Here is a 25176-nt window from a genome sequence, read left to right as displayed (position 1 = left end):
CTGATCGGCTGGCGTGCCCAGGTGCTGACCTTCTTGCCGTCTTCGAGCTCGACCTCCGTCTTGGAGTACCGGCCCCATGAGGCGGTCACCGCGACGGCGTCCACATCGGCCGGAACCGCGAAGGACAGCCCCATCGAGGAGGCCCAGATGCGGCCCAGATTCTGCGGCGTGTGCTTCTCGCCGAGCTCGGAATCGCGGGCGTCGCCGCTCACCCCGGTCTCGGTGTCAGGGACCTCGCCCGCGTCTTCCCGCACGGACTTCGGCGTGTGCTTGGGGCCGAGCATGCCCAGCAGGTACCGCTCGCGGGGGCCCGCTGCCCGGTGCGAGAACGCCTCCAGGTCACCGCCCCAAGGGCCGAGCAGGTCGAGCCGGACCAGTTGCTCGAACTCCTCGCGTACCTGGAAGGAGTCGGCCTCCGCGAACTGCTGCGGGGCGTCGAGGGGCGAGCCTGGACTCTTCTCCGGTACGGCCTGCGCAGTGGCGAGGTCGAGTGTCTCCTGCCTGTTCCCCAGGTCGGGGAAGAGGTCACCCTGGTCGTCGATCAAAACAGGCGTCCTTCGGGTTCAGCCTTCTTTTTGGCGGCTTTCGGGCGGGGGGCCTTCTTACCCGGCTTGTCGTGCAGGCCGGCCTTGACCTCTTCGGCGTAGCGGGCGTGATTCAGCTCCAGCAGCCGGTCCACGAGCTCCCGCTGCACGGCCGGGCCCACGGTGAAGCGGGTCTCCCGGGCTACCGGGTGATGGCCGTGGTCGAGCTTGTCGAGCAGGTCCGTCCAGCCGTAGGCGCGGCACACGGCCTCGTCGATGGCGACATGGATACGGCGGAGCTCGGCGATGTCCTCGTCGGTGTTAGCCGGGTCGTTGACCATGTTGTAGGTGGTGGTGAGGCCGGCCTGGCGGGAGAGCATGAGGTCGCGGCGGAAGGTGTCGAGGCGGTCACCGAGGTCGCGCATTTCCTGGGTGAGCTCGGGGAGGGCCAGGGTCTCGAACACGTCGGAGGGCGTGTAGCGGAGGTCGGCCTTCATGGAGGACGCGCGGGCACGGGCCCACCAGTAGTGCGGGGCGCTCGACAGCAGGGCCAGCATCGCCGTGTCGTCGGTCGCGAAGACGCCGAGCATGTGAGAAAAGACCTGCCCGGTCGGCACCATCACCGGCATCACGACCTTGCTCACAAGCGTGATCACAATGACCCGCTGTAGGTCGGCAATCGCTGCTAGCATCGCAAGAGCCGGCCTCTTATATCGCCACCAATACTCGCGAAGCTGAGGATTGTTATTCTCCGCCAAAACGGGCTTTACTAGACGAAGCACTCGGCTATATGGCTCTGCATAGGAGGCCGCTGTCTCCTCGTCCCAGTCGAAGAAGTTGACGATCCAACGCCTTCCCGAACAGTCGGGCCTTGAATTTAGATCCTCACCATTAACAAAAGGAAAAAGGACCTCTCTGTTGCGCGGATCGCGCTGAATCATAGCCATCGCCGTTTGCGGTTCCATAGTGAATCCTTCGATGGCTGTAACCTCAGTACCTTTGAACGCGCGACCCTGGCTCGCGTACAGGCGAAATGGGTTGCCCACCACTCGCGATGCCATATCAAGCGACGGCGTTATTCCCGCAACTACGACTCCGTCGGCGATGCGCTCAGCCGTCTCGCCCAGCGCCGCCTTGCTGGTCCATATGGCACAATACTCCAGCACTGCGCTCGCTGACGGCCATGGCGCACTTTTCACTGACCGACGGATAGTCACTCCGCTCTTCACAAGCTGATCGAGCCCCACCTCGCGGCTGTCACCTTGCGCCAGAGTGTTGGTTGCGATCAGGCCGGTCTGCCCGCCTTGGTTCAGCACGTCATCGGCTCGGAGTGCGAAGTAGGCCACCAAATCGGCACTCCCCCGCGCTCCCCGACCAATTGCGGTGACCAGGTACTCACGATAGGCCACACCCATCGTCCCCGTAAGCTTTTGGCCACCTAGAAAAGGCGGGTTGCCTATTACTGCATCGAAGCCGGCTCCATTCGACCGCTCTTCGTTGAACACTTCGGGAAACATCAACGGCCAGTGGAAGGGATGACGATCAAAAGACCCGGCGACTCTATCCACCTCCAGCCATTCTCTGCGCTGCACATGCACTTTCGGCATGCTTTCCGGGTCGTTTCGCAGGCTGGCGCTCGCCAGTACCGACGCCTTCAGCGACGCGGCGTCGAAGCCGCGCGCCCGTTCGCGGTCGAGCGGCCCGGGCACGGGGTGATCCGCCTTGAGACGTCCCTGTTCGACGGCGTGCGCCAGCGACGCCCCGACCAGCAGGTCTGCAAACCTCCGAACGTGCCCGGTGTCCAGGTCGATCTGCCCCAGGATACTTCGCTTCCTGGCAAGCGCACCGAGCGGATCGTCCTCATCGACCTCGATCCCGGTCAGCGCCCGCCGCTGCTCGGCCACGTCCCTCAGCAGCGACCGAACGTCCTTGGTGAAGTCGACCGCGACATCCTTATAGAGCTTCCGCCCCCGCTGCGGATCGAGGTGCATGTACTCAAGCTGCTCCACCGAGGTGATCCCGAGCAGCGAGTCGCCGGCCACGAGCCGGTCGTCGAGGAAGGTGAACGGCCGCCGCGGGTCCATGGAGACCAGCCACAACGACAGCTTGGCCATCTCCACGGCCATCGGGTTGATGTCGACCCCGTACAGGCAGTGCTCGATGACCTGCCGGCGAGCCTCGATCACCACAGGGTCCTCGTCGGCGTCGAGCGCACGGTCCGTGTTGCCCGAGACGTAGGCGGCGGCCCGCTCGTCACCCTCACGCGACCACGCCTCCACCAGGCGGTCCCCGAGGTAGCGGGCGGCGGCGACCAGGAAGGCCGCCGAGCCCATGGCGATGTCCGCCACCTTCAGATCGAGGATCTCCGCGGCGCTCTTGGGCACCCACTTGCTGCGGTCGGCGGTTTGGAGCGGTCCGACCCGGTACACCAGGGGCTCCAGCGCGCCCTCAGCGACCTGCTGTGCGAGGTCACGCGGCGTGTAGTGCGTACCCGTGTTCTTGCGGAGCGACGACTCGGTGACGTACAGGGAACCGGGCAGGATGACCATGGGCTGGCCGCGCAGGTCGGCGCGGATGATCCGATAGAACGGCAGCAGCCGTTCGGTCAGCTCGGCATCGCCCTTGGTGACCGCGAGCAGCTTGCTCCTGGCCTCCTCGGTCTCGACCGGGCCCATCGGCGCCAGCGCCTTCTCCACCGCCGGCACGCTGCCGATGCCCGACTCCTTGTACTTCTCGGCAACTTCACGGGGAGAGAGCCCTTCGAGGTCGCGTAGCTTCACCTCCTCTTCCAGCCCTTCGGTGCCGACGAGGCCGACCACGACCTCGGTGGCCCGGAAACCCTCGAAGGAGAGCAGACCCTCGTAGACGTAACCGATCTGCTCCACGTCGAGGGTGCGGAAGCTCAGCTTGCGCCGCTCGCCCTTCTTCGCCTTGTCGCGGCTCTCGAAGTCGGGCACGTTCATGCTGCGGTTGGTGCGCTGCTTGCCGGCGCTGATCCAGACGTACTGAACGGCCCGGAGCATGTGCAGAACGGTGCGGTCGTCGATCGACAGCGGCAGCCACGCGAACTGGTCGGGGTCGAACAGCGAGCCGTCGTGCGGGTGCATGGTCAGCTTCGGGTGGTCGACGCCGCGGTAGACGGCGTTGGAGAGGGCGAGCAGCCGGTGCCAGGCGGCGTAGGTGTGCTCCAGCTCCGTCTCCGAGCCGGCGTTGGCGCGCTGCTCCAGCTCCTCGCACAGCCTCCCGGCCGAGTACGCCTTCAAGTAGAGCTCGTTGTCGGCGGGAAGCAGGCCGCGTTCCTCGGCGAAGAGCAGGAAGACCACCCGCATCATGACGGTGACGGCGCCACGGTAGACGTCGTGGGGCGTGACGTCCTTCCCGAGACCCGTTCCGCCCCGTTCCCGATCCGCGGCGTCGGCCCTGCCGATGGCGGCGACGAGGAGCTCGACCGCCTGGCGGACCTGCGCGCCCAGGCGTTCTGTGATGACCTCCTGGTTGTCCTTGCTGGCCGCGAGCAGCGCGGGCAGCGTCTCGTCGTCGGGAACGCCCAGGAAGCGCTCGCGGCCCAGCAGCGAGACGAAGGCGCGGACCACGACCAGCTCGGCTGCCTCGTTCCAAGCCATCGCGTCGAAGACCGCGGTGGTGGCTACGCTCTGCCGGGGCGCCCAGACCAGCGCCCAGCGCCGGCCATCGGTGGCCAGGCCGAGCGGCACGTCGTGCACCCGGCAGAGGTGCGCCACGCGATCAGCGGGGGTGGCCGCCCACTCCGAGCCGGGAATCCGCTTGACCGGGTCGCCGTCACAGATCAGCCCGAGCAGCCGCCCGTTCATGGTGAAGTCCGGCACGAGCGTAGTGTCGTGCTCGGGTACCGCCACCTCGTACTTGTCAAGGCCCTCGGTCTGCAGCGCGTCGCCCCACCCGAGCAGGTCGCGCAGGACGTAACCGATCCAGGCATCCCGGTCGCCGGAGCTCTGCCAGTCGCTGTGCCGGGCGCGCAGCCGTTCGCGCTCCTGCTTGGTGAGCGCGTCCAGCGAAGGCCAGGTCTTCCGCAGCACCGGCAGGCTGAGGAAGGGGCCGGAGACGTCGACCAGTCCGAGCCAGTCGAGGTGCTCCCTGTTGGGGTCACGGGGCTTGCTGAACTTCATCGGGTGGCTGCCTCACGCTCGGGAACGACAAAGATCAACGCAACGGGGAAGGTGTGGGGGCGGGGGTCAGCGTAGCGGGCGGCGATCGCTTCCAGCTCGCGGTCACGTTCCACGGCGAGCTGCTCCAGGCGCTCCTGCCACGACTGCCGGTCCCTGCGGTACTGGGCCAGCTCGCGGGCGTCCTTGGTGAGCTCGCTCAGGCTGATCAGCGCGTCGTCCTCATCCTCGGCGAGCTTGCTGCGCAGCGTCGCCTCGAACTCGCGCAGGTTGGAGACGATCGTGTTCTGCTCGGACTCCTGGCGCCGGGCGAGGACGCCGACGAGCGACTTCTCCCGTTCGGCCGAACGCGCGTAGACGGCGTCGAGCAGCCCCTCACGAGCCCGTGGCCAGGCCTCGGCCAGCCGCGAGCGCAGGTGAGCCGGGGCGGGGACGCCTTCGGCGAGCGCGTGGTCGAGGATCTCCCGTGTCTGCGTCAGAGAGGCGGCACGGGCGAACCAGGGATGGCGCTCGCGCAGCCATCCGCCGCTGTAGAGGATCTCCTCGTGCAGCAGGATGCCGTCGCCGCCGGCCATGACGAAGCGGGAGTAGGCGCCGACGAAGACGCCTTCGAGCGCGGGGTGGTCGCTGATGACGGCCGTCACGCGGTTCAGGTCGATCTCCGGGTTGGAGACGGCGGCCCGCAGCAGGCCGGTCGACATGGCCACGAGCGGATGGTTGAGGTGCGCGAGCACGACATCGTCCCGGACCCGGCCGTCGGCGTCACGCGTGGCGGCGGGGTCGAAGGTGATGGGCCTGCGCCGGGGCACGACGCCCTTGGCTAGGTCCTCGTCGGAGAGCTTCTCCAGCAGGCCGGCACTGCCCCGTTCCCAGGATCCGGTGAGGATCGGGACCTCCCACAGGCCGTCGGTGAGCTGCCGTTCGTCCACGTGGGGCCGGAGCGGCTGCTGCCGGGTGAGCTGGAGAGCCGTGTCCACCACCCGCTTGATGTTGGCCGACGTGATGCGCAGCTCGTCGATGGTGCGGTCGAGGTTGGCGCGCAGCTTGCGCACCTGCTCGGGCAGGTCGTCCTCGACAGGGACCTCGTCCGGGGGAGCTTCCTCCTCGACATGGTCGATGGAGACGTTCTCGCCGAGCAGCCGGCGCTGCAGCCGCTCGGAGATGACCGCGTTCACGGGGCCGAGGTCCTGGGTCTGCTGGGCGACCTTGCGCGCCACGCGGGACAGGAACTCCAGGTCGGCCTCGTACGTGTCGGTCGCACCGCCCTTGACCACGCCGACGAAATGGCGGATCTCCGGGGTCTTGCTCTGACCGTACCGGTCGATGCGGCCGATGCGCTGTTCGAGCTTGTTGGGGTTGAACGGGATGTCGTAGTTCACCAGGCGGTGACAGTAGTTCTGCAGGTCGATGCCCTCGCCCGCGGCGTCGGTCGCGAGCAGGATGCGTACCGGATGCTCGTCAGGGGCCTTCTGGAAGGCGCGCCGGACCTGCTCGCGCTCCCCTGCCGACTTCTGACCGTGCATCGTCTGCACGGCGTCCCCGCTCAGGCCTTCCTGCGCCAGCAGCAGTTGCAGCCAGTCCAGGGTGTCTTTGTACTCGGTGAAGACCACCACGCGTTCGGATGACCAGGTCACGCCATCCGGCTTGCAGACCGCCTTGAGGTAAGTGATCAGCTCGGTCGCCTTCGCGTCCGGCAAGGTCGCGTACTGGGCCGCCCACGCACGCATGCGGCGCAGCAGGTCGATCTCCTCCGCGGTCGCCCCACCCTGCAGCGGATAGGCCCGGGTCACCGCGTCATCTTCGGCCTCGGCGAGTTCCTCGTCACCCAGGTCGGCGACGTCCTCGTCGAAGTCCTCCATCCACTCCGGAATGTCGTCGCTGTCGGCCTGCGTCTCGACCCGGCTCTCGACGGATTCGAGGTAGACATCGATGGTGCGGGCGAACGCTTCAGGGCTGGAGAACAGCCGCTTCTTCAGGAGAAGCGTGACCAGGTCCGCCGCCTTCCGCCCGCGGCGTTGCCGCAGCCGAGCCCTGCGGAGTCTGGCGAACTCCTTGAGGAGTTCGTGGACCTCGCGCTCGTCCTCTGGGTAGAGAACGGGCATCTCCTTGGCGACCCGCTTGGGGAACTTCTGCTTGCCGTTCTCGCGGATCTGGCTCTTCAGCCGCCGGACGACGGTCTCGTTGAGAGCGCTTCGCTTCGGCTTGACGCCGCGGGCGAACCTCTGGTCGTCGAGGATCTCCAGGAGCGCGGTGAAGGACGCCTCGTAGCCGTTGTGCGGGGTCGCCGAGAGGAAGAGGCGGTGGGTGAAGTGCGGCGCAAGCCAACGAATCAGCTTGGTCTGCTGTGAGTCGACGGCGTAGGCCTGCTTCGGGGCGGCAGGCGCCACGTGATGCGCCTCATCGAGGATCAGCAGGTCGAAGGTACGCGGGTAGGACGGGCCGTCGGCCGGCAGCAGCTCGGCCAGCAACCGCTGCGCCTTCTGCCCGCGCAGCCAAGGCAGGCTGACGATGCTGAGCGGGTAGATCTCGAAAGGATTGGCGGCGCTGCCGTACGAGCGGCGCACCTTGGCGCACCGATCGCTATCTATGATCATGAAGTCGAGGCCGAACTTCTCGGCCATCTCTTCCTGCCATTTGATGGTCAGGCCGGCCGGGCACACGATCATGATGCGCCGCCCGCGATGGCGCAGCAGCAGCTCCTCGGCGACGAGCCCGGCCTCGATGGTCTTGCCCAAGCCGACGTCGTCGGCGAGCAGCAGGTTGACCCTGGGTGCGTCGACGGCGCGGGCCACCGGCTCAAGCTGGTAGTCCTCGATGGCGACCCCTGAACGGAACGGTGCCTGCAACGTCTTGACGTCAGCGCTCGTAACAGCCGACCAGCGGATGGCATCAAGGAAGGCGGCCAGCCGCGCTGGCGAGTCGAACCCAGCAGGTGTGACTTCGGGTAGTGCGCCGCTCGGCAAGACCTTGCCGCCGGGCTCGACCTCCCAGACGACGGTGAGCGTGTCACCGTAGCGTCCGTCTTCGACGCTTTGCAGCATCACCAGGGTGCTCCCCGGTCCGGGCTCCACCTCCCCGACCACCCAACGCTGGCCCCGAACGGACACGAGCCGGCCTATCTCCGGCCGCTCCATGGCAGTGCTCGTCACCCTCATCTCCTCGTTCCAAGGGCCATCAGTCTGACAGAGCGCTTCCTATGACGTGTGCCGGATCTTACGGCCAATAATCGCGTACTGTCTAGAGCAAGATTTAACTTGTGCGCTGGATTCACAGTATGGTTCTCTTGGAGCTGCATTCACCGTTAAAGGGAGACCATCGATGTTGCTCCGTTCGCTGACCGTTCTCGCGCTGGCGTTCGTCACCCTGCTCGCCCCGTCCGCAGCGCACGCCGACAAGACCTATTCAGGCTTCGGCGACCAGGTACTCCGCATCCGCCCCGCCAAGAGCGCCGGCCTGCTGACCCTCAAGCACACCGGCGAGTCCAACTTCATCGTCACGACCGTGAACTCGTCGGGGAAGCAGGAAGAGCTCCTCGTCAACGAGATCGGGCCGTACAAGGGCACCGTCCTGTACAACGGCGACGGCACCACCAAGAGCATCGCCGCCATCCAGATCAAGGCCGACGGCGCGTGGAGTGCCGTCTTCAAGCCCTTGAGCAAGGCCCGCTGCTGGTGCTCGGCCACGATCCGGGGCACCGGCGACCAGGTGCTCAAGCTCTCCCCCACCCGAGGACTGCGTACGGTGACCGCCACGCATTCCGGAGAGTCGAACTTCATCGTCCACAGCCACACCCGCCCGGGACGCTGGGGTGACCTGCTGTTCAACGAGATCGGCACGTACCGGGGCAAGACGCTGCTCCCCGCAGGCACCCGTCTGGTCGTGGTGAAGGCCGACGGTTCATGGACGCTCAAGCGCCGCTGACAGGAGAACGCCGTGCACCTCACCGTCCGGCTCGACATGAGCGCCGTCCCCCAGAACAGGGACCACGACGTCACTCTGTTGTTGCAGCTCGTCGCCCCGCCTTCCTCACCTGCCGACCGGCCGCCTGTGACCGTGCAGGTCGTCCTCGATCGCAGTGGATCGATGGCCGGCGCCCGCCTCGCCGGTGCCCAGCGTGCACTGCTGGGCCTGGTGGACCGCCTCACTCCTGCCGACACCTTCGGCCTGGTCAGCTTCAGCGACACTGCCCAGGTCGAGGTGCCGGCAGGCCCGCTGGCCGACAAGGCCGCAACAAAGCGGGCGATCAACACTCTGCACCCGAGCGGATTCACCGACCTGTCCAGCGGTCTGCTCCGTGGCATGCAGGAGGTCCGTCGCGTCATCGGCGATCACGGCGCCACAGTGCTGCTCATCTCGGACGGTCACGCCAACGAGGGCATCGTCAATCACGAGCTCCTCGCGGACATCGCTCGCGACGGCCACCGGAACGGCGTCACCACGACCGCCCTCGGCTACGGCCTGGACTACGACGAACGCCTCATGGCGGCGATAGCCGACGGCGGTGCGGGAAGCTCCCTGCACGCCACCGACGCCGACAGCGCCGTCCGGCTCATCGCAGCCGAAATGGGCGTCATCATGTCCAAGGTCGTCCAGGCCGCCAGTCTCACGATCACACCGCGCATGCCCGTCCCCGGCCTCCGGCTGTACGGCGAGCTGCCGTGCACCCGCCGCACCGACGGCACCGTCGTCGCGGAACTGGGCGACTTCTACGGCGGTGAGACGCGCAAGCTGCTTCTGCACCTGCCCGTGCCCCGCATGGCGACTCTCGGTGCGATCGTCGTCGTCGAGCTCACGCTCACGTATGTGGAAAGCCGGACGCTGACGACTCGCACCGTCACCAAGCCGGTGTCGATCCGTGTCATCCCCGGAGATCGGGCGGCCGAGGTCGTGCCCGACCTCGCGGTGCGAGCCGAACGGCTCTTCCACGATGCCCAGGAAGCGAGGCTTCGTGCCGCGGACGCCTTGCTTCGTGATGACATCGACGCGGCCGAGACCCTCCTCTCCTCGGCCATCGAAGCCCTCGATCAGGGCCTGTCCTGGGTGCCGGACGCCGATGAGTTCCTGACCGAGATGGCGATCCTGCGGAGGCACGTCCGCGATATACGACATGACGGGGCCCGAGTCTCCAAGCAGGTCCGCTCCGAGTGGCACACACGCACCCGCAAACACGGCCGCCCCTACGACTGACCCGGGCCGTCTTCGTAGCCGGTGGCCACCTCCTCGAACAGTTGGACGGCGGTCGCCACGCGCCTTAGGTGGTCGCTGGTTCAGAAAGGTGCTGATCCAGCGTTCCAGGCCGCCGACCAGCTCGCGCGTACGCCGGGCGCGGCGAGGCTGCCGGCATCGACGTTGGCGAACGGGTTGGCCAGATACCGGACCTGGTCGTACTTGGGGCCTGCCTTGCTGACCGTGACCAGTGCGAGGCGGTAATGCGGAGCCGAGTTCATGCCGGTAAGGACCTCGTTGTGGGTGACGAAGAAATCTTCGGCCCCTTCAAGGCGTGCCTTGACCTCGATACGGATGGATGGACCATTATCAGATGGCAGAGATAGGACGTCGTAGCCAGGGTTGTTGAACGCCTGCTCTTGCGGCAGGCGGCCGAGCGCACGCTCTGCGGCCAGCACCGCATCGATCCCCCGCCGTTCGACGACCGCGGCCTCCTTGGCGTGCAGAGGAGCGCTCGCGGGAATCTCGGCGGCCACCATGGCCAGCGGCAGCACCAGCGCGGCGGTCATCAGCTGCGGTGGTTTGGTGGCCAGCTGGGCCTGCTGGTCAAGCAGCGCCAACCGTGCTTGCCTGCGAATCTTCAGGTCGTGCGCCTTCCGCATGAGGCTGTCGGAGCTTTCCTTCGGCTTGATGCCCGCCTGCTCTTTGCTCATGGCCGCCCTGGCCTCATCGGCAAGCCGGCGGTACTCATGGCTCAGGCGCTGGTCGACCCGCTCACGAGTCCTTTGCAGCTCGACGAGCCGGCGAACCGACACTTCGGCGAGGAAGTCCTTGAGCTGGTGACCGATGATCCACGTGCGGGCCTGTGACTCAGCCACGCTGAGCCAGGGCAACCTCGTGGCCGCGACTACAGAAGGAGTCCGCGGAGCCGGCATGCAGTCAAGATACGGTGCGGGCCCCGCCGGGCGGACCTCGCCGGCAGGATTGACAAAGGCGTAGCCGAACCTGCGCGCGATCGACTCTCCGGTGCCGTCTACGACCTCCTCCACCACTCCGACCAGAAGGGTGGGCTCCTCGACCTGTGGTGACACCAGAACGGTGCCGCGCTCAAGGCAGTGCCGCAGCTGGCCAATGGTGAGCTCGGCAACGGCGTCGTGGAGAGGATGTCCTGGGGCGAGCAGGTCGGCACGCGGCCTGCCGTCGACGTTGATGCGTTCCAAATCGAAGGTGACACGCTCGTAGCGCACGGCGACCGGCCCGTGCTTGGTGACCGCCCGGACCGCCGGCGGAACCTGGGTTATTTCGTACCGGCCGGGCTCGCGTCGCGTGAGTCGCCCACCGAGGCGCTGAAAGGCACGGCGGAACGCCCACTCGATGTAGTACGGCTGCAGCCGACGGGCTCGGGCCTCTTCCATCATCCGCTGAGTGTGCGCCAGATCGATCTCTGACATGGCGTCGTTGGCGAGTGCGCGCTCTTTGAGGAGTTCATTCAGGCCATTGGCGACCGAGTCATCGATCACCTGTTCCATCCTTGCCCGCGTCTCCGGCAGGTCGCCGTACCGGATGGCGTCGATCAGCAGTTCGCGGAGCGGCGTCTCGTCAAAGGCCGCACCGAGAACGTCGAAGACCTTGCCGCCGTAGGCTTTACGCTGCTCTTCGACCTTGTGGAGCAGCCGGGCGAATACCTCGCCCTCCCGGGTGTTTGCGGCCACGAGGTTCCATAGGCGGCAGACCTCGGTCTGGCCTATGCGGTGAATGCGGCCAAAACGCTGTTCGATGCGGTTGGGGTTCCACGGCAGGTCATAGTTGACCATGAGGTGCGCGGCTTGAAGATTGAGTCCTTCGCCGGCCGCATCGGTCGCCACCAGCACCTGGCAGGTTGGACTCTTGGTGAATTCCTCGGTGATGGCGCGCCGTTCGGCCCGGCGCATACCACCGTGGATGGTCTGCACCGTGTCGTTCCTGCCGAACACCGCGCGAATCTTGCGAGCAAGGTAGTGGAGGGTATCGCGGTGCTCGGTAAAAATGATCAGCTTGCGTGGTTTCGCTGCGCCGGGGTGGATGAGGTCGTTGTCCTCCAGAATCTTTCGCAGCTCGACCCACTTGCGATCCGTGTCAAGGTTGCGAACTCGCTGCGCGAGATGGATGAGCTGGTCGAGGTCGGCCAGCTCGGCATTGAGCTCCTCGATGGTGCGCGCCGCAGTGGCGGTGTCGATCAAGTCCTCCTCGACCTGCTCGATGTCGGCGGCGCTGCGTTCCTCCTCGTCCCAGTCGTCCAAATCGACTTGTGCGAACTCATCGGCGACGCTACGGCCGTTCAGTAGGTCGTCGCGGCGGCGCCTCAGCCGGTCCGCACGTCGGACCAGAGACTGATGGATCGCTTCCGGGCTTGACGCCAGACGCCGTTGCAGCACCGTGAGCGCGAATCCGACGGTGTTGCGGCGCTTGTCATCCAGCCGCGCGGCCCGGTTCATTCCTTCGCGCACGTACTCGGTGACGCACTGATAAAGGTGCTGCTCGTCGGCAGTGAGCTGATAAGGGACCGTCTGGGCGATCCGCTCAGGGAAGAGGGGTTTGCCGTCGAAAGTGAGCAGGTCCTCCTTGACCATACGACGCATGAGTCCCGTGGTGTCGGCGTTGTGGATACCCGACTTGAACCGGCCCTCAAAGCCGTCGCGCTCGAGCAAGGTGAGGAACAACTGGAAATCCTCTTCCTTGCCTGCGTGCGGGGTGGCGGTCATCAGGAGCAGGTGACGGGTGTGGTCACGCAAGGTTTCGCCGAGTTGGAACCGGCGAGTCTTGTTCAGCTTGCCAGGCGAAGTAGTGCGCGCCCATCCGGTGGGCCTCGTCGACGATAACGAGATCGAACTCGGCCTCATCGAGCTGCGCGAACATACTGTCGTTCCGGGCCAGCTGGTCCATCCTCGCGATGAGGAGCGGGTATTGCTCGAAAACGTTTTGCCCGAACGCGCCGTCCACCATTGCTGGGGAGAGAATGTCGAAACGCAGCCCGAACTTGAAGTAGAGCTCGTCCTGCCACTGCTCCACCAACCCGCCAGGGGCCACGATCAGACACCGCTTGACGTCGTCACGGAGGAGCAATTCCTTCACGTACAGGCCCGCCATGATTGTTTTGCCGGCGCCCGGGTCGTCGGCGAGAAGGAAGCGCAGCGGTGTGCGGTCCAGCATCTCGCCATAGACGGCCCGAATCTGGTGTGGCAATGGCTGTACGTCGCTGGTCGCCACGGCGAGCATCGGATCGAACAGCCCGGCTAGGGAGATCCGCTGTGTCTCAGCGGCCAGCCGAAAGTCTTCGGCATCGGCGTCGAACGGACGACTGCCGGAATCAGACAGGCTGAGCCTGCTTTCATCCGAGCGGAAGAGCACTTGCTGACGCAGCCCTCCGTCCAGGGTCTTGTAGGTCAGCTCCAGAGCGTCGGAGCCGTGCCACTGTGCGGCGATCACCAGAACGGACTCGCCAGGCATGACTCCGGCTACCCGCACACCGGAACAGAGATCCTCAAGCCGCACCGGCTACCTCCAGAGTGTCAGGCGTCCGGCCTCATCGGCGAACGCCGGGTGAGCCGTCTAAGGCTATTCCTCCATAGGAGGTAGGTGCTTTACCATCACGTACTCTGATGTCCATCCATCACTTAACGAGGCATGAATAAAACAGATCGCACAGAGATACGGCGCCTCGTAGCGGACTTCCAGCAGTGGGGCCGGCAAGCCGCCGGCGTACGAGCTTGGCACTCGGCCGTGCACGTAGCCGCCGATCGTGCAGAACAAGGATTGGCCGCACGTAGCGTCGGGATCGCCCGAGCAGGCGAGATCGCCTGGGGAGTGGTTCCCCTCGGGATGGACGACAGGGACGTCGTCAGGCTTCTATGGGAACGGGCGCATCTTCCTCTGGTCACGGCAGAGGATCACGCCGTCATGCGGCTGCTCACCGACGACATCCCCCGCGCCATCGACGATGTTCAGCCTCTTCTTGGTATGCGCCGTTTCTTCACCGGAGCGGCGACGAAGCAGACGGCAGAGGCCGCCGCCGCATTCCTGCGCGGTCACCACGCGGCGCTCACCGGCTGGCCGAACCGGGCGGAGCGGCTCGGCGCCTTCAGGGGCACCTTCGACCAGGGGCGCTCGGGATTCGGCGCGCTTCTCGATCCCGCCCTTGGTTTCTCCCTTGTGGCCAGGTATGCGAGTTCGCGGCCTGAGCTTTTGGACAGTTCGATTTTCCAGGGTCTGCCTGAGGCTCTGGACGTCATCGCCAGGGTCATCGCGAGCGAGGAGCAGTACCGTGCTGCCGCATCCGATGCGGCCGAGAAGGTACGGCGCGCCGACGTTCGGCGGATGCTGCAGGAAATGCCGGTCGATGCCTTGCGTACCGCCACCCGCGAACGCCTTCGGGTAGGCGTCCTGTCCCAGGCAGGCATTCGAACGGTCCAGGAGGTGCTCGACTGGGACGCAGCCCTGACAGAGTTACCGGGCATCGGAGGGACGTCCGCCTGGCGGATACTGGGAGCCGCACACACGTTGTGGCAGACGACCTACGACGAGATGCCGGTACGGATCGACATCAGCAACCGATCACCCGAAACAACCACACTCCTGCGGCGACTCGCCGAGTGGGACTCATGCCGCCAGACCAGAGGCGCATCAGCCGACCTTGAACGTGCCGCCGAGCTCGCTCCGCTGAGGACGACTATCACCGGTGGAACGAGCCATCTCCTGGTGATTCCGACCAGGGAGCTCACTGCCGGGGAGCTCCGTGAGAGCATCCACATCGTCAAACGGCGTGCCGAGCTGCTCGACTCCTCTCTGTCGTCCGGCGGGCCGACTCTTGGTGGCGACCCATGGGATGACTTCCTCAGCCGTCCCGCGGACTACTACGCCATGCTCGCGGAACTGGGCTTCATCACCGAAGACGAGAACGCAGCGCACGGCGACCTGCCCGAAGAGATCATCAAGGCCGTTCGCGACCAGACACTCAGCGGTGAACACATGACCGCGTCTCTTCGTGGTTACCAGAGCTTCGCGGCCCGCTTCGCCCTGGTACAGCGCAAGGTCATCATCGGTGACGAGATGGGCCTCGGGAAGACCGTCGAGGCCATCGCGGTCCTCGCCCATCTACGAAGCCGGGGTGAAAGCCACTTCCTGGTGGTTTGCCCGGCAGCGGTGGTGACCAACTGGATGCGTGAGGTGGCCGGCAAGTCGAAGCTGCGGGCGCATCGAGTCCACGGTCCTGATCGGGAACGTGCCAGCCGAGCCTGGATGCGAGACGGCGGAGTCGCTGTCACGACGTACGAGACGCTGGCGTGGTGGGGACCGACCTTCAGCCGGCACCGTGACCTCGCATGCATCGTGGTCGATGAGGCTCACTACATCAAGAACCCGCAGGCCAAGCGCACGGTGCGGACGACGGAGCTGATCGCGCGCGCCGATCGGGCGATTCTCCTCACGGGCACACCGCTGGAGAACAGAGTGGCCGAATTTCGAAATCTCGCGTCGTACGTGCGCCCCGACCTTACTGTCGACGCCTCCGATCTTTCGCCACGGATGTTTCGGCGGCAGATAGCACCGGCGTACCTCCGTCGCAACCAGGAGGACGTGCTGACCGAGCTTCCCGAGCTCATTGAGATTGATGAATGGTTGCCGATGAGCTCGGCTGATGCTTCCCGTTATAGAGCGGCCGTGCAGAGCGGAAACTTCATGGAGATGCGGCAAGCAGCCCTCTTGGAAGGGCGCGACTCCGAGAAAATGAAACGGCTCATCGAGATCGTCCGTGAGGCCGAAGAGAACGAGCGGAAGGTCATCGTTTTCTCGCACTTCCGGCGGGTATTGGACCTGGTTTGCCAGTCCCTTCCCGGCCCGGTGTTCGGACCGTTGACGGGGTCGATTCCGGCGCATCACCGCCAGCACATGGTGGACCAGTTCTCGGCGGCCAGGCACGGCGCGGTGCTCGTCGCTCAAATCGTGGCCGGTGGCGTGGGGCTCAACATCCAGTCCGCGTCTGTCATCATCATTTGCGAGCCGCAGCTCAAGCCGACCACAGAGGCCCAGGCCATAGCCCGCGCACACCGGATGGGCCAGGTCCAATCGGTACAGGTCCACCGGCTGCTGTCGGAAGACAACGTCGATCAACGGATAACCGAGCTGCTCGCGGAGAAGAAGGCCCTGTTCGATGAATTCGCTCGAGTGAGCGAGATGGCCGAGTCGACGCCAGAGGCCGTGGACCTCACCGAGGCACAACTTGTCAAGGAAGTCCTTGCCGCCGAACGCAAACGTCTGGCTGAACAAGCCTCAAATAGGCACGTGTCACACTGACACCAGCCGTCGTTAGTCGACCTGTATGTAGACCGGTTCTCAAGGACGGGTGGCGAGGACGGCTATGGCTATTTCGCCGTTGACGGCGTGGTTCGCCACCCGTGGTGCTACCACGCTGTCGACGATCACCGTCGCTTGGGAGGCTGAGCCGGAGCTGTAGCTGACGCCGTCCACCACCGCTTCCTCCGCGATGACGACCGGTTCCGTGGCGTGGTTTCTGCGGCTCGGTACGTGGATGAGCTGGACGCGTTCGCCCCGTCGCAGGTCGTAGGGGGCTTGGCCTGGCTTGAGTGCCAGGCCCAGGCGGACGGGGTGTCCCGCCGTCGTGCCGCCATCGGCGCCTGCGACCATCGCCGGGGTGAGGAGCGTGCCGGGCGGGACCGTGACCGACGCCACCGTGGTCGCGAGCCGAGCCCGTTGCGACCAGGGCCAGTACGTGCCGCCGTCGTCGGCGACACGAGCCTCCTGCAGCACGGCGGGGCCGAAGGGCTGGCCGGCGCCGACCCGGCCGGTGACGCGGATGACGGACATACGCTCATCGGCGCTCATCACCAGCATCATCGTGGTCAGTGCGCCGCCGAGCACCAGCAGCACGGCCAGGGCGGCGAGGCCCGGCTTGCGCTGGCGGGACCACTGGGGAAGCTGACGGGAGGCGGCGTCGGTCAGCACACCCGCTCCTTAGCGTCTTCTGTAAGCCTTCTGTCGGAGTTGTAGGGGGTTCCGAAGCTCTCTGTCAGGCTGCGGGGGTCGGGCGTCTTCTCCTGGAGTTGCGGGGTTAGGACTTTTCTCTTGGGCTTTTCGAGTTGTGGTGGTCGGGGCGTCGGTGGATCGGCGGGGGCATGGTCGCTTCTGAGCGGCGGGCGCGGGCCGGCCGGTGTTTCTTGCCCTGCCGATCACGCCGCCACATCTTGTCACTCAGGGTGATCGGCCGCAATCCGTTCGTGTCAACCGCTCATGGGGCCCGGCGGCAGACGTCCTGATACGGCGCTCCGCCCAGGTACCGGTCCCACTCGGCGGGCGTCAACGTCCGCCCGACACGGTCGCACGCCTCCTCGGGCACCCGCCGCCCGTCAACGGGGATCGTCCGTACGGCACCCTCCATCCCGGCGTGCAGGGCCGTCCCGTCGGCGTTGAACGCGAGCGACCACGGCAGGCCCGCCCGCACCAGGTAGGAGCCGCCGAGCCGGCGCCGGGCGGGGATGTCCCAGAGCTGGAGTACGCCGTCCAGCGAGGCGGTGGCAAAGGGTCTTGCCGTCGGGTGAGAAGGCCAGGAAGTCGACCTCGCCGGCGGCCCTGGGGAGGGCGGGGAGTATGCCGCCTGAAGGGTCGGACGCGACGTCGGTCGGCTCGCCGTCGGCGCGGTGGTCGAGCACGGTGTGGCGGGTGCGCAGGTCCCAGACCTGGACGTCCCGGCCGCGGAAGGAGACGAGGTGGCGGCCGTCCTGGCTGAAGCGCAACCGGCCGCCGGTTCCGCAGGCGTCGCAGGGGACGGCCGCGCCACGCGGTCGGCCTGAGACGGCGTCGACGAGGGCGATGTCGGTACGGCCGCCGCAGGCGAGCGTCTTGCCGTCGTCGCCGATCGCCACCGCCTGCGGCCGCTTCGCGCAGGCGGCGAACGGCCGCTCGCTCCGCCACCCCGGCAGCGCGATCTGATCGAGGCGGTCCCCCGGCAGCAGCAGGCGTTTTCCTGCGGGGTCCGCGACCGGGTGGTTCCTGTGGGGTCCACGACCGGATGGCTCACCGCCTTCCCGCCGCGCCGCTCGGAGACGGGCCCGCCGAACCGCTCGCCGGTCGCGACGTCCAGCAGGTATGGCGCGCAGCGTGGAGTCGGCGGCGACGTGCAGCACCTTGACCGCGACCCGGTTGCCGGCGTCGTCGTAGACGTCGTGGACGACGCCCTGGCCGCCGGAGCCGAGCCGCCCGGCGAGCCAGTGGTCGCCGATGCGCTGGGAGTCCCCCGGGGACAGCGCTTCCATGACGGGTTGAATGTCCTCTTTCTGGTGAACGGTGGGCACGGCAAAAGAGGACCGGCGCGGCCATTCAGCCGGTTCCGGTGTTCAGCAGCCTCGGATGGTACAGAGGGCCACCGACAGCCGTTCAGGACTCCCCGACATTTCACCACTTAAGGCGAAATGTCGGAATTCACAACCGAACATCATTCGTGCTGAGGGGCGCCTATCGCGCGAATTGCCTGGTCGCCGACGCGCCGCGAAAAAACCTCAGATCGCCGCGAACCTCTGCCGCCACAGCGCTATCCAACCTGATGCACCACGGGACAATAAGCTTCCAGAGGGGACATATCCCGATGCGATCCAAACTCGCCGCCCTGATCCTCACGGCCGTCACCGCCGGCGCCTGCGTCGCCGCTACCGCCGCGCCCGCCGCGGCGACGACGTCCGCGTACGGCAAGAGCAAGTGGATCAGCGCCACCAAGGGCTGGCAGCACACGGGCGTGTACGTCGAGCCCGGCGACCTGGTGCGGATCCGCGCCACCGACGGCCGCTGGACGGTCGACCACCGCAAGTTCCCGTACGTGTCGGCCAACGGCTACCACCGCTACACCGACCGCAAGATCTACCAGGGCTGCAAGATCCTGCGCGGGCTCCCGTACGGCACGCTGATCGCCAGGGTCAACGGCGACCACTACCGGGTCGGGACGCGCGGCGTCTTCCGTGCCCGCCAAGCCGGTTTCCTGCAGCTTCGCGTGAACGACGCCGACGGCTGCCTGAAGGACAACGACGGCACCGTCATCGCCAAGATCAGGGTCAGCAACTGACCCCGTTGGAGATCACAGGGTGAGCGCGCATCCAGTGGCGCTCTGCTTCCAGCTTGATCTGCGGGGGACACGCTGTTCAGCGTGAACGGCGGCCCAGGCAGGGGCGCCTGGGCGACACGGGGAAGCGTCCGTCATAAGACGACGCGTACGGGGTTTTCAACGGGGAATTCTTCATCGGCGAAGTCAATGACCTGACTCGCATTCGGCTTAGAAAACGCCGGTCTCTTCTTCGAACGTCACCATCCTCTTATGGTCGGAGAATGATGACGCCTGCCCAGGTCTCACCATGACCAAGGCAGGCGTCGCCTTTTGGGGAAGCCGGTGAAGTGTGAAGCGGCTGCGCCGGTCATGCCGTAGGAGCGATTCGGCTCGACGGGCGTGTGGTGGCCTTTCTTGCGCGGGAGCGTGCGGATCAACGGCGTGCATCCGCCCGGTGGACTATGCGGCCTCAGCGGTGATGATTCCGGTGACGAGGGCGAGCAGGCCGTCCATGCAGACGGTCAGGCCGACGATGAGCCCGTGGCGTACGTTGATCTTGCCGGTTTAGGGTGAGGGCGTGTGGTTCGCGCTCGCCGCCGTCGCGGTGCTCGTCGTCGTTCCGGCGGTCGTCGCCCGGCGCAGGCTCGTCGTCGTCCAGGTGAGCGGCGTGAGCATGGCGCCGACCTTCCTTCCCGGTGATCGGGTGCTGGTACGCAGGACCTCGGCGGTGCGGCGCGGCCAGGTGATCGTCTTCGAGTCGACGCGGCCCGGCGGGTGGGGCACGGGGCCGCCACGGCCGCCGTGGGCGATCAAGCGGGTGACCGCGCTGCCCGGCGATCCCGTGCCGGATGACGTGGCCGGGGCGGCCAAGGCCGGGCCGGGTGAGCGGGTGCCCGAGAGGGCGCTGGTGGTCGTCGGTGACGGCACGTCCAGCGCCGACTCCCGGGTGTACGGCTATCTGCCCGCCGACCGGGTGCTCGGCGTGGTCGTACGCAGGCTCTCGGCAGGCCCGTCGTCCCCCGCGCCGCCGGACGAGCCGGTTTCGTCGCCGGCCGCCTGCAGCGTGAACAGCCTGGCGTACTCGCCGTCCGACGCCATCAGCTCGTCGTGCGTACCGCGTTCCGCGATGCGGCCCTCGCTCAGCACCACGATGAGGTCGGCGTCGCGTACGGTGCCGAGCCGGTGCGAGATGAGCACGCTGGTGCGCTCGCCGCGGTAGGCCCGCAGGCCGGTGTGGACCTCGTGCTCGGCCTGGGCGTCGAGGCCGGAGCTGGGCTCGTCGAGAATCAGCAGGTCCTGGCGCTGCCGCAGGTACGCGCGGGCCAGCGCGAGCCGCTGCCACTGCCCGCCGGACAGCGAGACCCCCGACTGCTCGTCGCGGTCGCCGAAGAGGCGGCTGAGCATGGTGTCGTAGCCGCGGGGCAGCGCGGCGATCGTGTCGTGGACGCCCGCCCGGCGGGCCGCCTCCCGCACCTGGTCGCGCCCCGCTGACAGGTCGCCGAGCTGGATGTTCTCGGCGGCGGTGAGGTCGTAGTCCATGTAGTCCTGGAAGACCGCGCCGATGCGCCCGCGCAGGTCGGCCGGGTTCACATCGCGCAGGTCCACGCCGTCCCAGGTGATCCGGCCCTTGCTCGGGTCGTACATCCGGCACAGCAGCTTGACCAGGGTGCTCTTGCCCGCGCCGTTCACGCCGACGAGCGCCACCGTGCGGCCGTACGGGATGAACAGGTCCACCCCGCGCAGGATCCAGGGGTGCTCGTCGCTGTAGCGGAACCACACGTCGCGCAGCTCGATCCCGTGCCGCAGCGCGGGCAGCGCGACGGGCTCGCGCGGGACGGGCAGGTCGGGCTCGGCCGCCACCACCTCCATGTAGTGGCCGAACATCAGCAGCGCGTTGTGCACGTCGGCCCAGTGCCTGACGATCGCGGTCAGCGCCGCCTGGACGCCCGCGACGGCCGCGACGAAGACCGTCACGTCGCCCACGCTGATGTCCCCCGACGCGGCGCCGGCGATGGCCCAGATCAGCCCGCCGGCCGCCACCGCGCTGCCGAGCAGCGCCATCGCGCCCTGGCTGCGCAGAGCGCGGCGATCGACGTCGCGCTCGGCCCTGTTGATGTCGCGCACCTCGTCGAGCATCCGGGTACGCAGATAGTCGCCCAGCCCGAACAGCCGCACCTCCTTGGCCGCCTCGGGCCGGGTGAGCAGGTCACCGAAGAACACCTGGCGCCGCATGGCGGGGGTGATGTCCCACATCACCTCGGCACGTTTGCGGCTGAGCATCAGCTCGACGCGCGCCGTGGGCAGCGCGGCGAGGGCGATGACGACGATCATGAGCGGGTTGATGGCGGCCAGGCTTGCGGCGAAGCCGGCCAGAGTGATGATCGCCTGCCCGATGGCCAGCACGCCGATGACCAGGCGGTCGGGGGCGTTGCCGCTCGCGTCGTACGCCAGCCTGAGCGTGTCGTGGAAGCCCGGCGTCTCGAACCGGCTGAGCCCTGGATGGCGGTTGACCGCGCGGAACAGCCGGTCGTAGATGAGCACGCGCAGCGACCTACGCAGCTGCGCCTTGGCGTATTCGGCCAGGTGCGGCAGCACGATCACGGCCAGTCCCGCGACGGCGAGCCCGGCCGCCGCCGGGGCCAGCGCGGCGAAGCCGTCGCCCCTGATGATCGCGTCCAGTACGAGCTTCGTCAGCCAGGCGGTCGCGACCGGCGCCACCCCGCTGAGCACGCCGAGCACGGCCGCGCTGACGGCGGCGGCGGGGTGGGCCGTCCAGGCGAGTGCGGCGGCGACGCGTATACGGCCGAGCAGGGGGTTCGCCATGACGGTCAGAGGGTCGCCGGGATCGGCAGCTCGTCCGTGGAGCGCGCCGACGCCGTCACGACGCCCGCGCCGTCCACGAGGTAGAAGCCGGGGAACGGCGGGCGCCCGAAGGCCGTGTACATGGGGCCGTCGCGCTGCTCGGTGACCACGGTCGCGACGTCCGCGAGCGCGGCGGTGAACGTCTCCTCCTTCGGCCCGCCGCCCACGACCAGCGCCACGACGCGGTCGCGGCCCAGGTGGCGGATCCGTTCGGCGAACACGGGCAGGTGCTCGTCACAGGCGGAGCAGTCGGTGGAGAACATGCCGACGACGGTCGGCCCGCCTCCTGCGCCGAACGTGGCCCTGCCGGCGGCCGCGCCGGTGACGGCGGTCGCGGTGAAGTCCGGCAGCCTGGTGCCCGGCGGGGTGAAGGCGGGCGGCGCGGTCACGTGCCGCAGGACGTTCGCGTGCTCGCGCAGGCGGCGTATGACGGCGAGGAGCAGGAAGAGGTTGAGGGCGCTCAGCGCGCCGACGAAGACGACGGCGGCGACGAGGAAGGACATCGGCGACCCTTACGTACGGTTGAACGGGGCGGAAGGGGGCGCGGCGTGGGAGGCGGGGACTCAGGGCTCGGGGCCCGGGGCTCGGGGCGGGCAGGCACGGCGCGTGAGCTCAGTGCGGCTTCGCGAACAGGTCGGCGAGGTCGTCGGTGAAGACGGCGAGCAGCGCGAGCAGGCCCCCGGCGGCGATCGCCAGCACCGCCCCGGCGACGTGCAACCGCGCGTCCCCGTACGAGGTGGCCGCCCCGGCGACGGCCACGGCGACGAGGGCGAGGTTGCGTACGAGGTGTCTGCGCCCGAGCGGCGCCGCCGGCGTTCCGAAGCAGTTGCAGGAGGCCCGGGTCCCCGAGCGGAGCGCGTGCCCGATGCCGAGGGAGAAGGCCAGCAGCGCGGCACCGGCCAGGACCAGCCCGGCCGGTGCCGTGGACCTCGTCGTCAGCAGCACGACGGTGGCGGACTCGACGGCGACCACCGCGGCGGGCAGCGCGGCCGGCACCCGGCCCCGCGGCAGCGGGACGAGCGCCGGCACCGAGCGCCGGAACGCCTCGAACGCCGCACGCCCGCGCACCTTGCCGACCACCGCCACCAGGAAGACGATCCCCAAGGTGCAGCGGGCAGTCACCGCGACGTACTCCATGCCGCTGATCCGTGAGGCCGGGAACTCAGCGGCAGTACGTCTTGCCGGCGTAGATGCAGCAGTGGATACCGGTGTCGGTCCACCAGCAGGGCTCGGCCTCCGCGGTGGTGGTGGGCAGGAACCTGCTGAGCAGCCGGTCGCTCAGCTCGTTGAGTGCACGGATCACAGGGGTCCTCCTTGTGGTGCGAGCCGGCGGCGGAAACGCCGGCAAAGGGGCGCCGTTCGCGATTTGGGTGATCTACGACGACACCTGGACAATAACCACGGATGATCAACTGACATAAGCAGTCAGGGCTGGCAGCATGCTGTAGTGCCGTGCAGCTTCCTGTCACGTCCATCGGGAGCCACATGAGCCTCAGCAGTCTCGGACTGACCGATTTCGAGGAGTGCGTCTACCGAGACCTCCTGAGCGGCCGCGAGACGGCGACGGACGATCCGGACGACTTACCTGCCGCGCTGCACCGGCTGGCCGATCTCGGCCTCGTACGCTTCGACGAGGCCGGACACCCCGTCCCCGTGGAGCCGGAGATCGGCGTCAGCCGCCTGATCCGGCGGCGGCTGCTGGAGACGCACGTGCAGCAGCGGCGCATCTCGGCGGCGTGGGAGGCGGTCCACCTGCTGAACGCGCAGCAGCGCGACTCCTGCCGTACGGTCACCATCGAGCAGATCGACGGCACCGACCGGATCTACGAGCGCATCTGCTCCCTGGCGCTCGACGCGCAGGAAGTGCTGATCATGCAGCCGGAACACCTCCGCCCGTGCACCGACGGGCTCTCGGCCCGCCTGCAGCGGATCGCGGAGGGCGCCCGCTGGCGCACGATCATCTCCAGGAAGAGCCTGCTGGATCCGGCGGTCATGGACCTCTGCGTCACGCTGCACCGCGCCGGCGACCACCATCGGCTCATGGACGACGACGGGCAGGCCATGGTGATCGTCGACCGGTCGGTGGTGTTCGTGCCCAGCGAGCCCGACGGAGGCCACCGGAGCGCCCTGATGATCTCCCAGACTGGGGTCGTCGCGGCCATGACCGATCTGTTCGAACGCGTCTGGGCGCACGCGCAGGACCTCGAACCCTGCCACGCGCCCGGCCTCACCCCGCGCGAGCGGCGGGTGCTCTACCTGCTGGCCAGCACCCATAAGGACGAGGTGGCGGCCAGGGAGATGGGCGTGAGCCTGCGGACATACCGGCGGCACGTGGCCGCGCTGCTCGAACGGCTGGGTGCGGCGAACCGCTTCCAGGGCGCGCTGCTGGCCAAGCAGCAGGGCTGGATCTGAACGCCGAGCCAGAGGCGCGGGCTCCCCGACCGGCTCCGAGCACGCGCCGAAAGGACCGGCTCCGAGCGCGCGCCGAAAGGCTCCGCGTTGGGCGCGCGCCGAAAGGCTCCGCGTTGGGCGCGCGCCGAAAGGCTCCGCGTTGGGCGCGCGCCGAAAGCGGGGGTCGCCGGGTCAGCGGGGCATCGCGCGGGCGTGCCGCGCCACCAGCTCCGCCCATCGGGCTGCGGCGCCATCCCCGGGCAGCCGGGTGCCGGGGCCGCTCACCTGATCGGGCCGAGCCCCGTCGGCAGCCCCGTCTCCGGTGCGAGGGCCTCGGCCGTACGCAGGAACAGCGCGGAGACCCCGTTCGACGGGTTCCACAACACGTCATCGCCTACCCGGTAGTACTGGCTCACCGCACCTCCTCCGACGCCGCCGCTGTCCCTCCGGTCGATCATGAGGTGGAGTGAGGGTGGGAAGCAACCCGATGAGGCATCCGTCGGATTTATCAGTAGATGCGGTACTTCTTGCCGCAGTTGTCGAACTTCCCGGCCCAGCAGGTGAACGTGTACACCTTCTGGATCCCCCGGCCGCTCCACGTGCCGACGACCTTGCCGTCCCACGCCTTGTTGAACTTCACCCAACGGCCGTTCCGGTACACCTCGAACCAGACCCAGCCCTTCTTACCACCGCGTTTGTCCACGCCGTACCACTTCGTGAACACCTTGCCGTGCGACTTCCACGTCTCACCGAACGTGTACGCCTTGTAGTCGCTGGAGAAGAACCTCCCCCAGCTCGTCCCCGCCGAGGAAGCGGCGCTCGCGGTCGTGGCCGAAGCGGCCTGCGCCGGACTGCTGATCGCCAGGCCGGTAACGGCCATCGAACCGGCAAGGGCGGCGATCGCCAAGGTCTTCCGCATTTCGGGTTCCTCCCCGTCATTCGGTGTGTTCCGCTTGATGACAGGGACAGTACGGAGCTTCACCCCGATCAACTGTGGACGAATACGCAC

General features: G+C 67.6%; 17 protein-coding genes and 1 pseudogene. 6 read left to right on the top strand and 12 right to left on the bottom strand.

Going from position 1 to position 25176, the window contains the following annotated elements:
* Positions 1 to 541 precede the first annotated feature (541 nt).
* Together WBK31_RS39595 and drmD are read right to left on the bottom strand one after the other, a co-directional pair.
* Positions 542 to 4669 (bottom strand): Eco57I restriction-modification methylase domain-containing protein, encoded by a 4128-nt coding sequence (locus WBK31_RS39595; protein WP_406674063.1) that lies wholly within the window; start codon positions 4667 to 4669, stop codon positions 542 to 544.
* Positions 4666 to 7800 carry a DISARM system SNF2-like helicase DrmD gene (gene drmD / locus WBK31_RS39590; protein WP_406675564.1) on the bottom strand — a complete coding sequence of 1045 codons (3135 nt, stop codon included), beginning with the start codon at positions 7798 to 7800 and terminating at the stop codon, positions 4666 to 4668. Before drmD ends, WBK31_RS39595 begins: the two co-directional genes overlap by 4 nt.
* 184 nt (positions 7801 to 7984) lie before the next feature.
* Here drmD and WBK31_RS39585 point away from each other — a divergent pair, with 184 nt between their 5' ends.
* Together WBK31_RS39585 and WBK31_RS39580 are read left to right on the top strand one after the other, a co-directional pair.
* Positions 7985 to 8587 (top strand): hypothetical protein, encoded by a 603-nt coding sequence (locus WBK31_RS39585; protein ID WP_406674062.1) that lies wholly within the window; start codon positions 7985 to 7987, stop codon positions 8585 to 8587.
* Positions 8588 to 8713: 126 nt separating this feature from the next.
* On the top strand, positions 8714 to 9853 hold the full coding sequence (locus WBK31_RS39580) for a VWA domain-containing protein (protein WP_378785381.1): 1140 nt from the start codon (positions 8714 to 8716) through the stop codon (positions 9851 to 9853).
* An 80-nt stretch (positions 9854 to 9933) separates the two neighbouring features.
* Here WBK31_RS39580 and WBK31_RS39575 read toward each other — a convergent pair whose 3' ends face one another.
* Both WBK31_RS39575 and WBK31_RS39570 read right to left on the bottom strand, forming a co-directional pair.
* Positions 9934 to 12573 carry a helicase-related protein gene (locus WBK31_RS39575; protein WP_406674061.1) on the bottom strand — a complete coding sequence of 880 codons (2640 nt, stop codon included), beginning with the start codon at positions 12571 to 12573 and terminating at the stop codon, positions 9934 to 9936.
* A 22-nt stretch (positions 12574 to 12595) separates the two neighbouring features.
* Entirely contained in the window at positions 12596 to 13363 is a 768-nt protein-coding gene (locus tag WBK31_RS39570) for a DEAD/DEAH box helicase (protein WP_406674060.1), read from the bottom strand.
* A gap of 405 nt (positions 13364 to 13768) precedes the next feature.
* On the opposite strand from WBK31_RS39570, the gene WBK31_RS39565 reads away from it, so the two are divergent.
* Positions 13769 to 16159 (top strand): DEAD/DEAH box helicase, encoded by a 2391-nt coding sequence (locus tag WBK31_RS39565; protein WP_406674059.1) that lies wholly within the window; start codon positions 13769 to 13771, stop codon positions 16157 to 16159.
* 39 nt (positions 16160 to 16198) lie between these two features.
* Here WBK31_RS39565 and WBK31_RS39560 read toward each other — a convergent pair whose 3' ends face one another.
* Positions 16199 to 16828 (bottom strand): hypothetical protein, encoded by a 630-nt coding sequence (locus tag WBK31_RS39560; protein ID WP_364068089.1) that lies wholly within the window; start codon positions 16826 to 16828, stop codon positions 16199 to 16201.
* Positions 16829 to 17229: 401 nt separating this feature from the next.
* Entirely contained in the window at positions 17230 to 18135 is a 906-nt protein-coding gene (locus WBK31_RS39555; protein ID WP_406674058.1) for a hypothetical protein, read from the bottom strand.
* Between the two features lie 329 nt (positions 18136 to 18464).
* Here WBK31_RS39555 and WBK31_RS39550 point away from each other — a divergent pair, with 329 nt between their 5' ends.
* Together WBK31_RS39550 and WBK31_RS39545 are read left to right on the top strand one after the other, a co-directional pair.
* Complete coding sequence (locus tag WBK31_RS39550; protein WP_406674057.1) at positions 18465 to 18935, top strand: hypothetical protein; 471 nt, start codon at positions 18465 to 18467, stop codon at positions 18933 to 18935.
* Positions 18936 to 19491: 556 nt separating this feature from the next.
* Positions 19492 to 19698 (top strand): annotated as a pseudogene (locus WBK31_RS39545) (S24 family peptidase); the annotation flags it as partial.
* A 170-nt stretch (positions 19699 to 19868) separates the two neighbouring features.
* Here WBK31_RS39545 and WBK31_RS39540 read toward each other — a convergent pair.
* The 4 genes from WBK31_RS39540 to WBK31_RS39525 form a co-directional block, all read right to left on the bottom strand.
* Complete coding sequence (locus WBK31_RS39540; protein WP_406674056.1) at positions 19869 to 21737, bottom strand: ABC transporter ATP-binding protein; 1869 nt, start codon at positions 21735 to 21737, stop codon at positions 19869 to 19871.
* A gap of 5 nt (positions 21738 to 21742) precedes the next feature.
* A complete protein-coding gene (locus WBK31_RS39535; protein WP_364068094.1) occupies positions 21743 to 22279 on the bottom strand; it encodes a hypothetical protein in 537 nt (178 codons plus the stop codon).
* Positions 22280 to 22388: 109 nt separating this feature from the next.
* Entirely contained in the window at positions 22389 to 22913 is a 525-nt protein-coding gene (locus tag WBK31_RS39530) for a MauE/DoxX family redox-associated membrane protein (protein WP_364068095.1), read from the bottom strand.
* 25 nt (positions 22914 to 22938) lie between these two features.
* Positions 22939 to 23079 (bottom strand): hypothetical protein, encoded by a 141-nt coding sequence (locus WBK31_RS39525; protein ID WP_364068096.1) that lies wholly within the window; start codon positions 23077 to 23079, stop codon positions 22939 to 22941.
* 182 nt (positions 23080 to 23261) lie between these two features.
* On the opposite strand from WBK31_RS39525, the gene WBK31_RS39520 reads away from it, so the two are divergent.
* Positions 23262 to 24188, top strand: a complete 927-nt coding sequence (locus WBK31_RS39520; protein ID WP_364068097.1) for a LuxR C-terminal-related transcriptional regulator — start codon at positions 23262 to 23264, stop codon at positions 24186 to 24188.
* 260 nt (positions 24189 to 24448) lie between these two features.
* Here WBK31_RS39520 and WBK31_RS39515 read toward each other — a convergent pair whose 3' ends face one another.
* On the bottom strand, positions 24449 to 24625 hold the full coding sequence (locus tag WBK31_RS39515) for a DUF6086 family protein (RefSeq protein WP_406674055.1): 177 nt from the start codon (positions 24623 to 24625) through the stop codon (positions 24449 to 24451).
* A 50-nt stretch (positions 24626 to 24675) separates the two neighbouring features.
* Positions 24676 to 25086, bottom strand: coding sequence for a hypothetical protein (locus WBK31_RS39510; RefSeq protein ID WP_406674054.1), 411 nt, complete (start codon positions 25084 to 25086; stop codon positions 24676 to 24678).
* Between the last annotated feature and the right edge of the window lie 90 nt (positions 25087 to 25176).

It is taken from the genome of Nonomuraea sp. N2-4H (genome assembly GCF_045291505.1).
Lineage (GTDB): Bacteria > Actinomycetota > Actinomycetes > Streptosporangiales > Streptosporangiaceae > Nonomuraea > Nonomuraea fastidiosa.
This window is presented reverse-complemented; position numbering and strand designations above follow the sequence as displayed.

Excerpts from the sequence above, each read along its gene's own strand:
- WBK31_RS39595 (WP_406674063.1), bottom strand. The coding sequence starts at position 4,669 with ATGAAGTTCAGCAAGCCCCGTGACCCCAACAGGGAGCACCTCGACTGG.
- drmD (WP_406675564.1), bottom strand. The coding sequence starts at position 7,800 with ATGGAGCGGCCGGAGATAGGCCGGCTCGTGTCCGTTCGGGGCCAGCGT.
- WBK31_RS39585 (WP_406674062.1), top strand. The coding sequence starts at position 7,985 with ATGTTGCTCCGTTCGCTGACCGTTCTCGCGCTGGCGTTCGTCACCCTG.
- WBK31_RS39575 (WP_406674061.1), bottom strand. The coding sequence starts at position 12,573 with ATGACCGCCACCCCGCACGCAGGCAAGGAAGAGGATTTCCAGTTGTTC.
- WBK31_RS39565 (WP_406674059.1), top strand. The coding sequence starts at position 13,769 with ATGCGGCTGCTCACCGACGACATCCCCCGCGCCATCGACGATGTTCAG.
- WBK31_RS39555 (WP_406674058.1), bottom strand. The coding sequence starts at position 18,135 with ATGGAAGCGCTGTCCCCGGGGGACTCCCAGCGCATCGGCGACCACTGG.
- WBK31_RS39550 (WP_406674057.1), top strand. The coding sequence starts at position 18,465 with ATGCGATCCAAACTCGCCGCCCTGATCCTCACGGCCGTCACCGCCGGC.
- WBK31_RS39540 (WP_406674056.1), bottom strand. The coding sequence starts at position 21,737 with ATGGCGAACCCCCTGCTCGGCCGTATACGCGTCGCCGCCGCACTCGCC.
- WBK31_RS39535 (WP_364068094.1), bottom strand. The coding sequence starts at position 22,279 with ATGTCCTTCCTCGTCGCCGCCGTCGTCTTCGTCGGCGCGCTGAGCGCC.
- WBK31_RS39530 (WP_364068095.1), bottom strand. The coding sequence starts at position 22,913 with ATGGAGTACGTCGCGGTGACTGCCCGCTGCACCTTGGGGATCGTCTTC.
- WBK31_RS39520 (WP_364068097.1), top strand. The coding sequence starts at position 23,262 with ATGAGCCTCAGCAGTCTCGGACTGACCGATTTCGAGGAGTGCGTCTAC.
- WBK31_RS39515 (WP_406674055.1), bottom strand. The coding sequence starts at position 24,625 with ATGATCGACCGGAGGGACAGCGGCGGCGTCGGAGGAGGTGCGGTGAGC.
- WBK31_RS39510 (WP_406674054.1), bottom strand. The coding sequence starts at position 25,086 with ATGCGGAAGACCTTGGCGATCGCCGCCCTTGCCGGTTCGATGGCCGTT.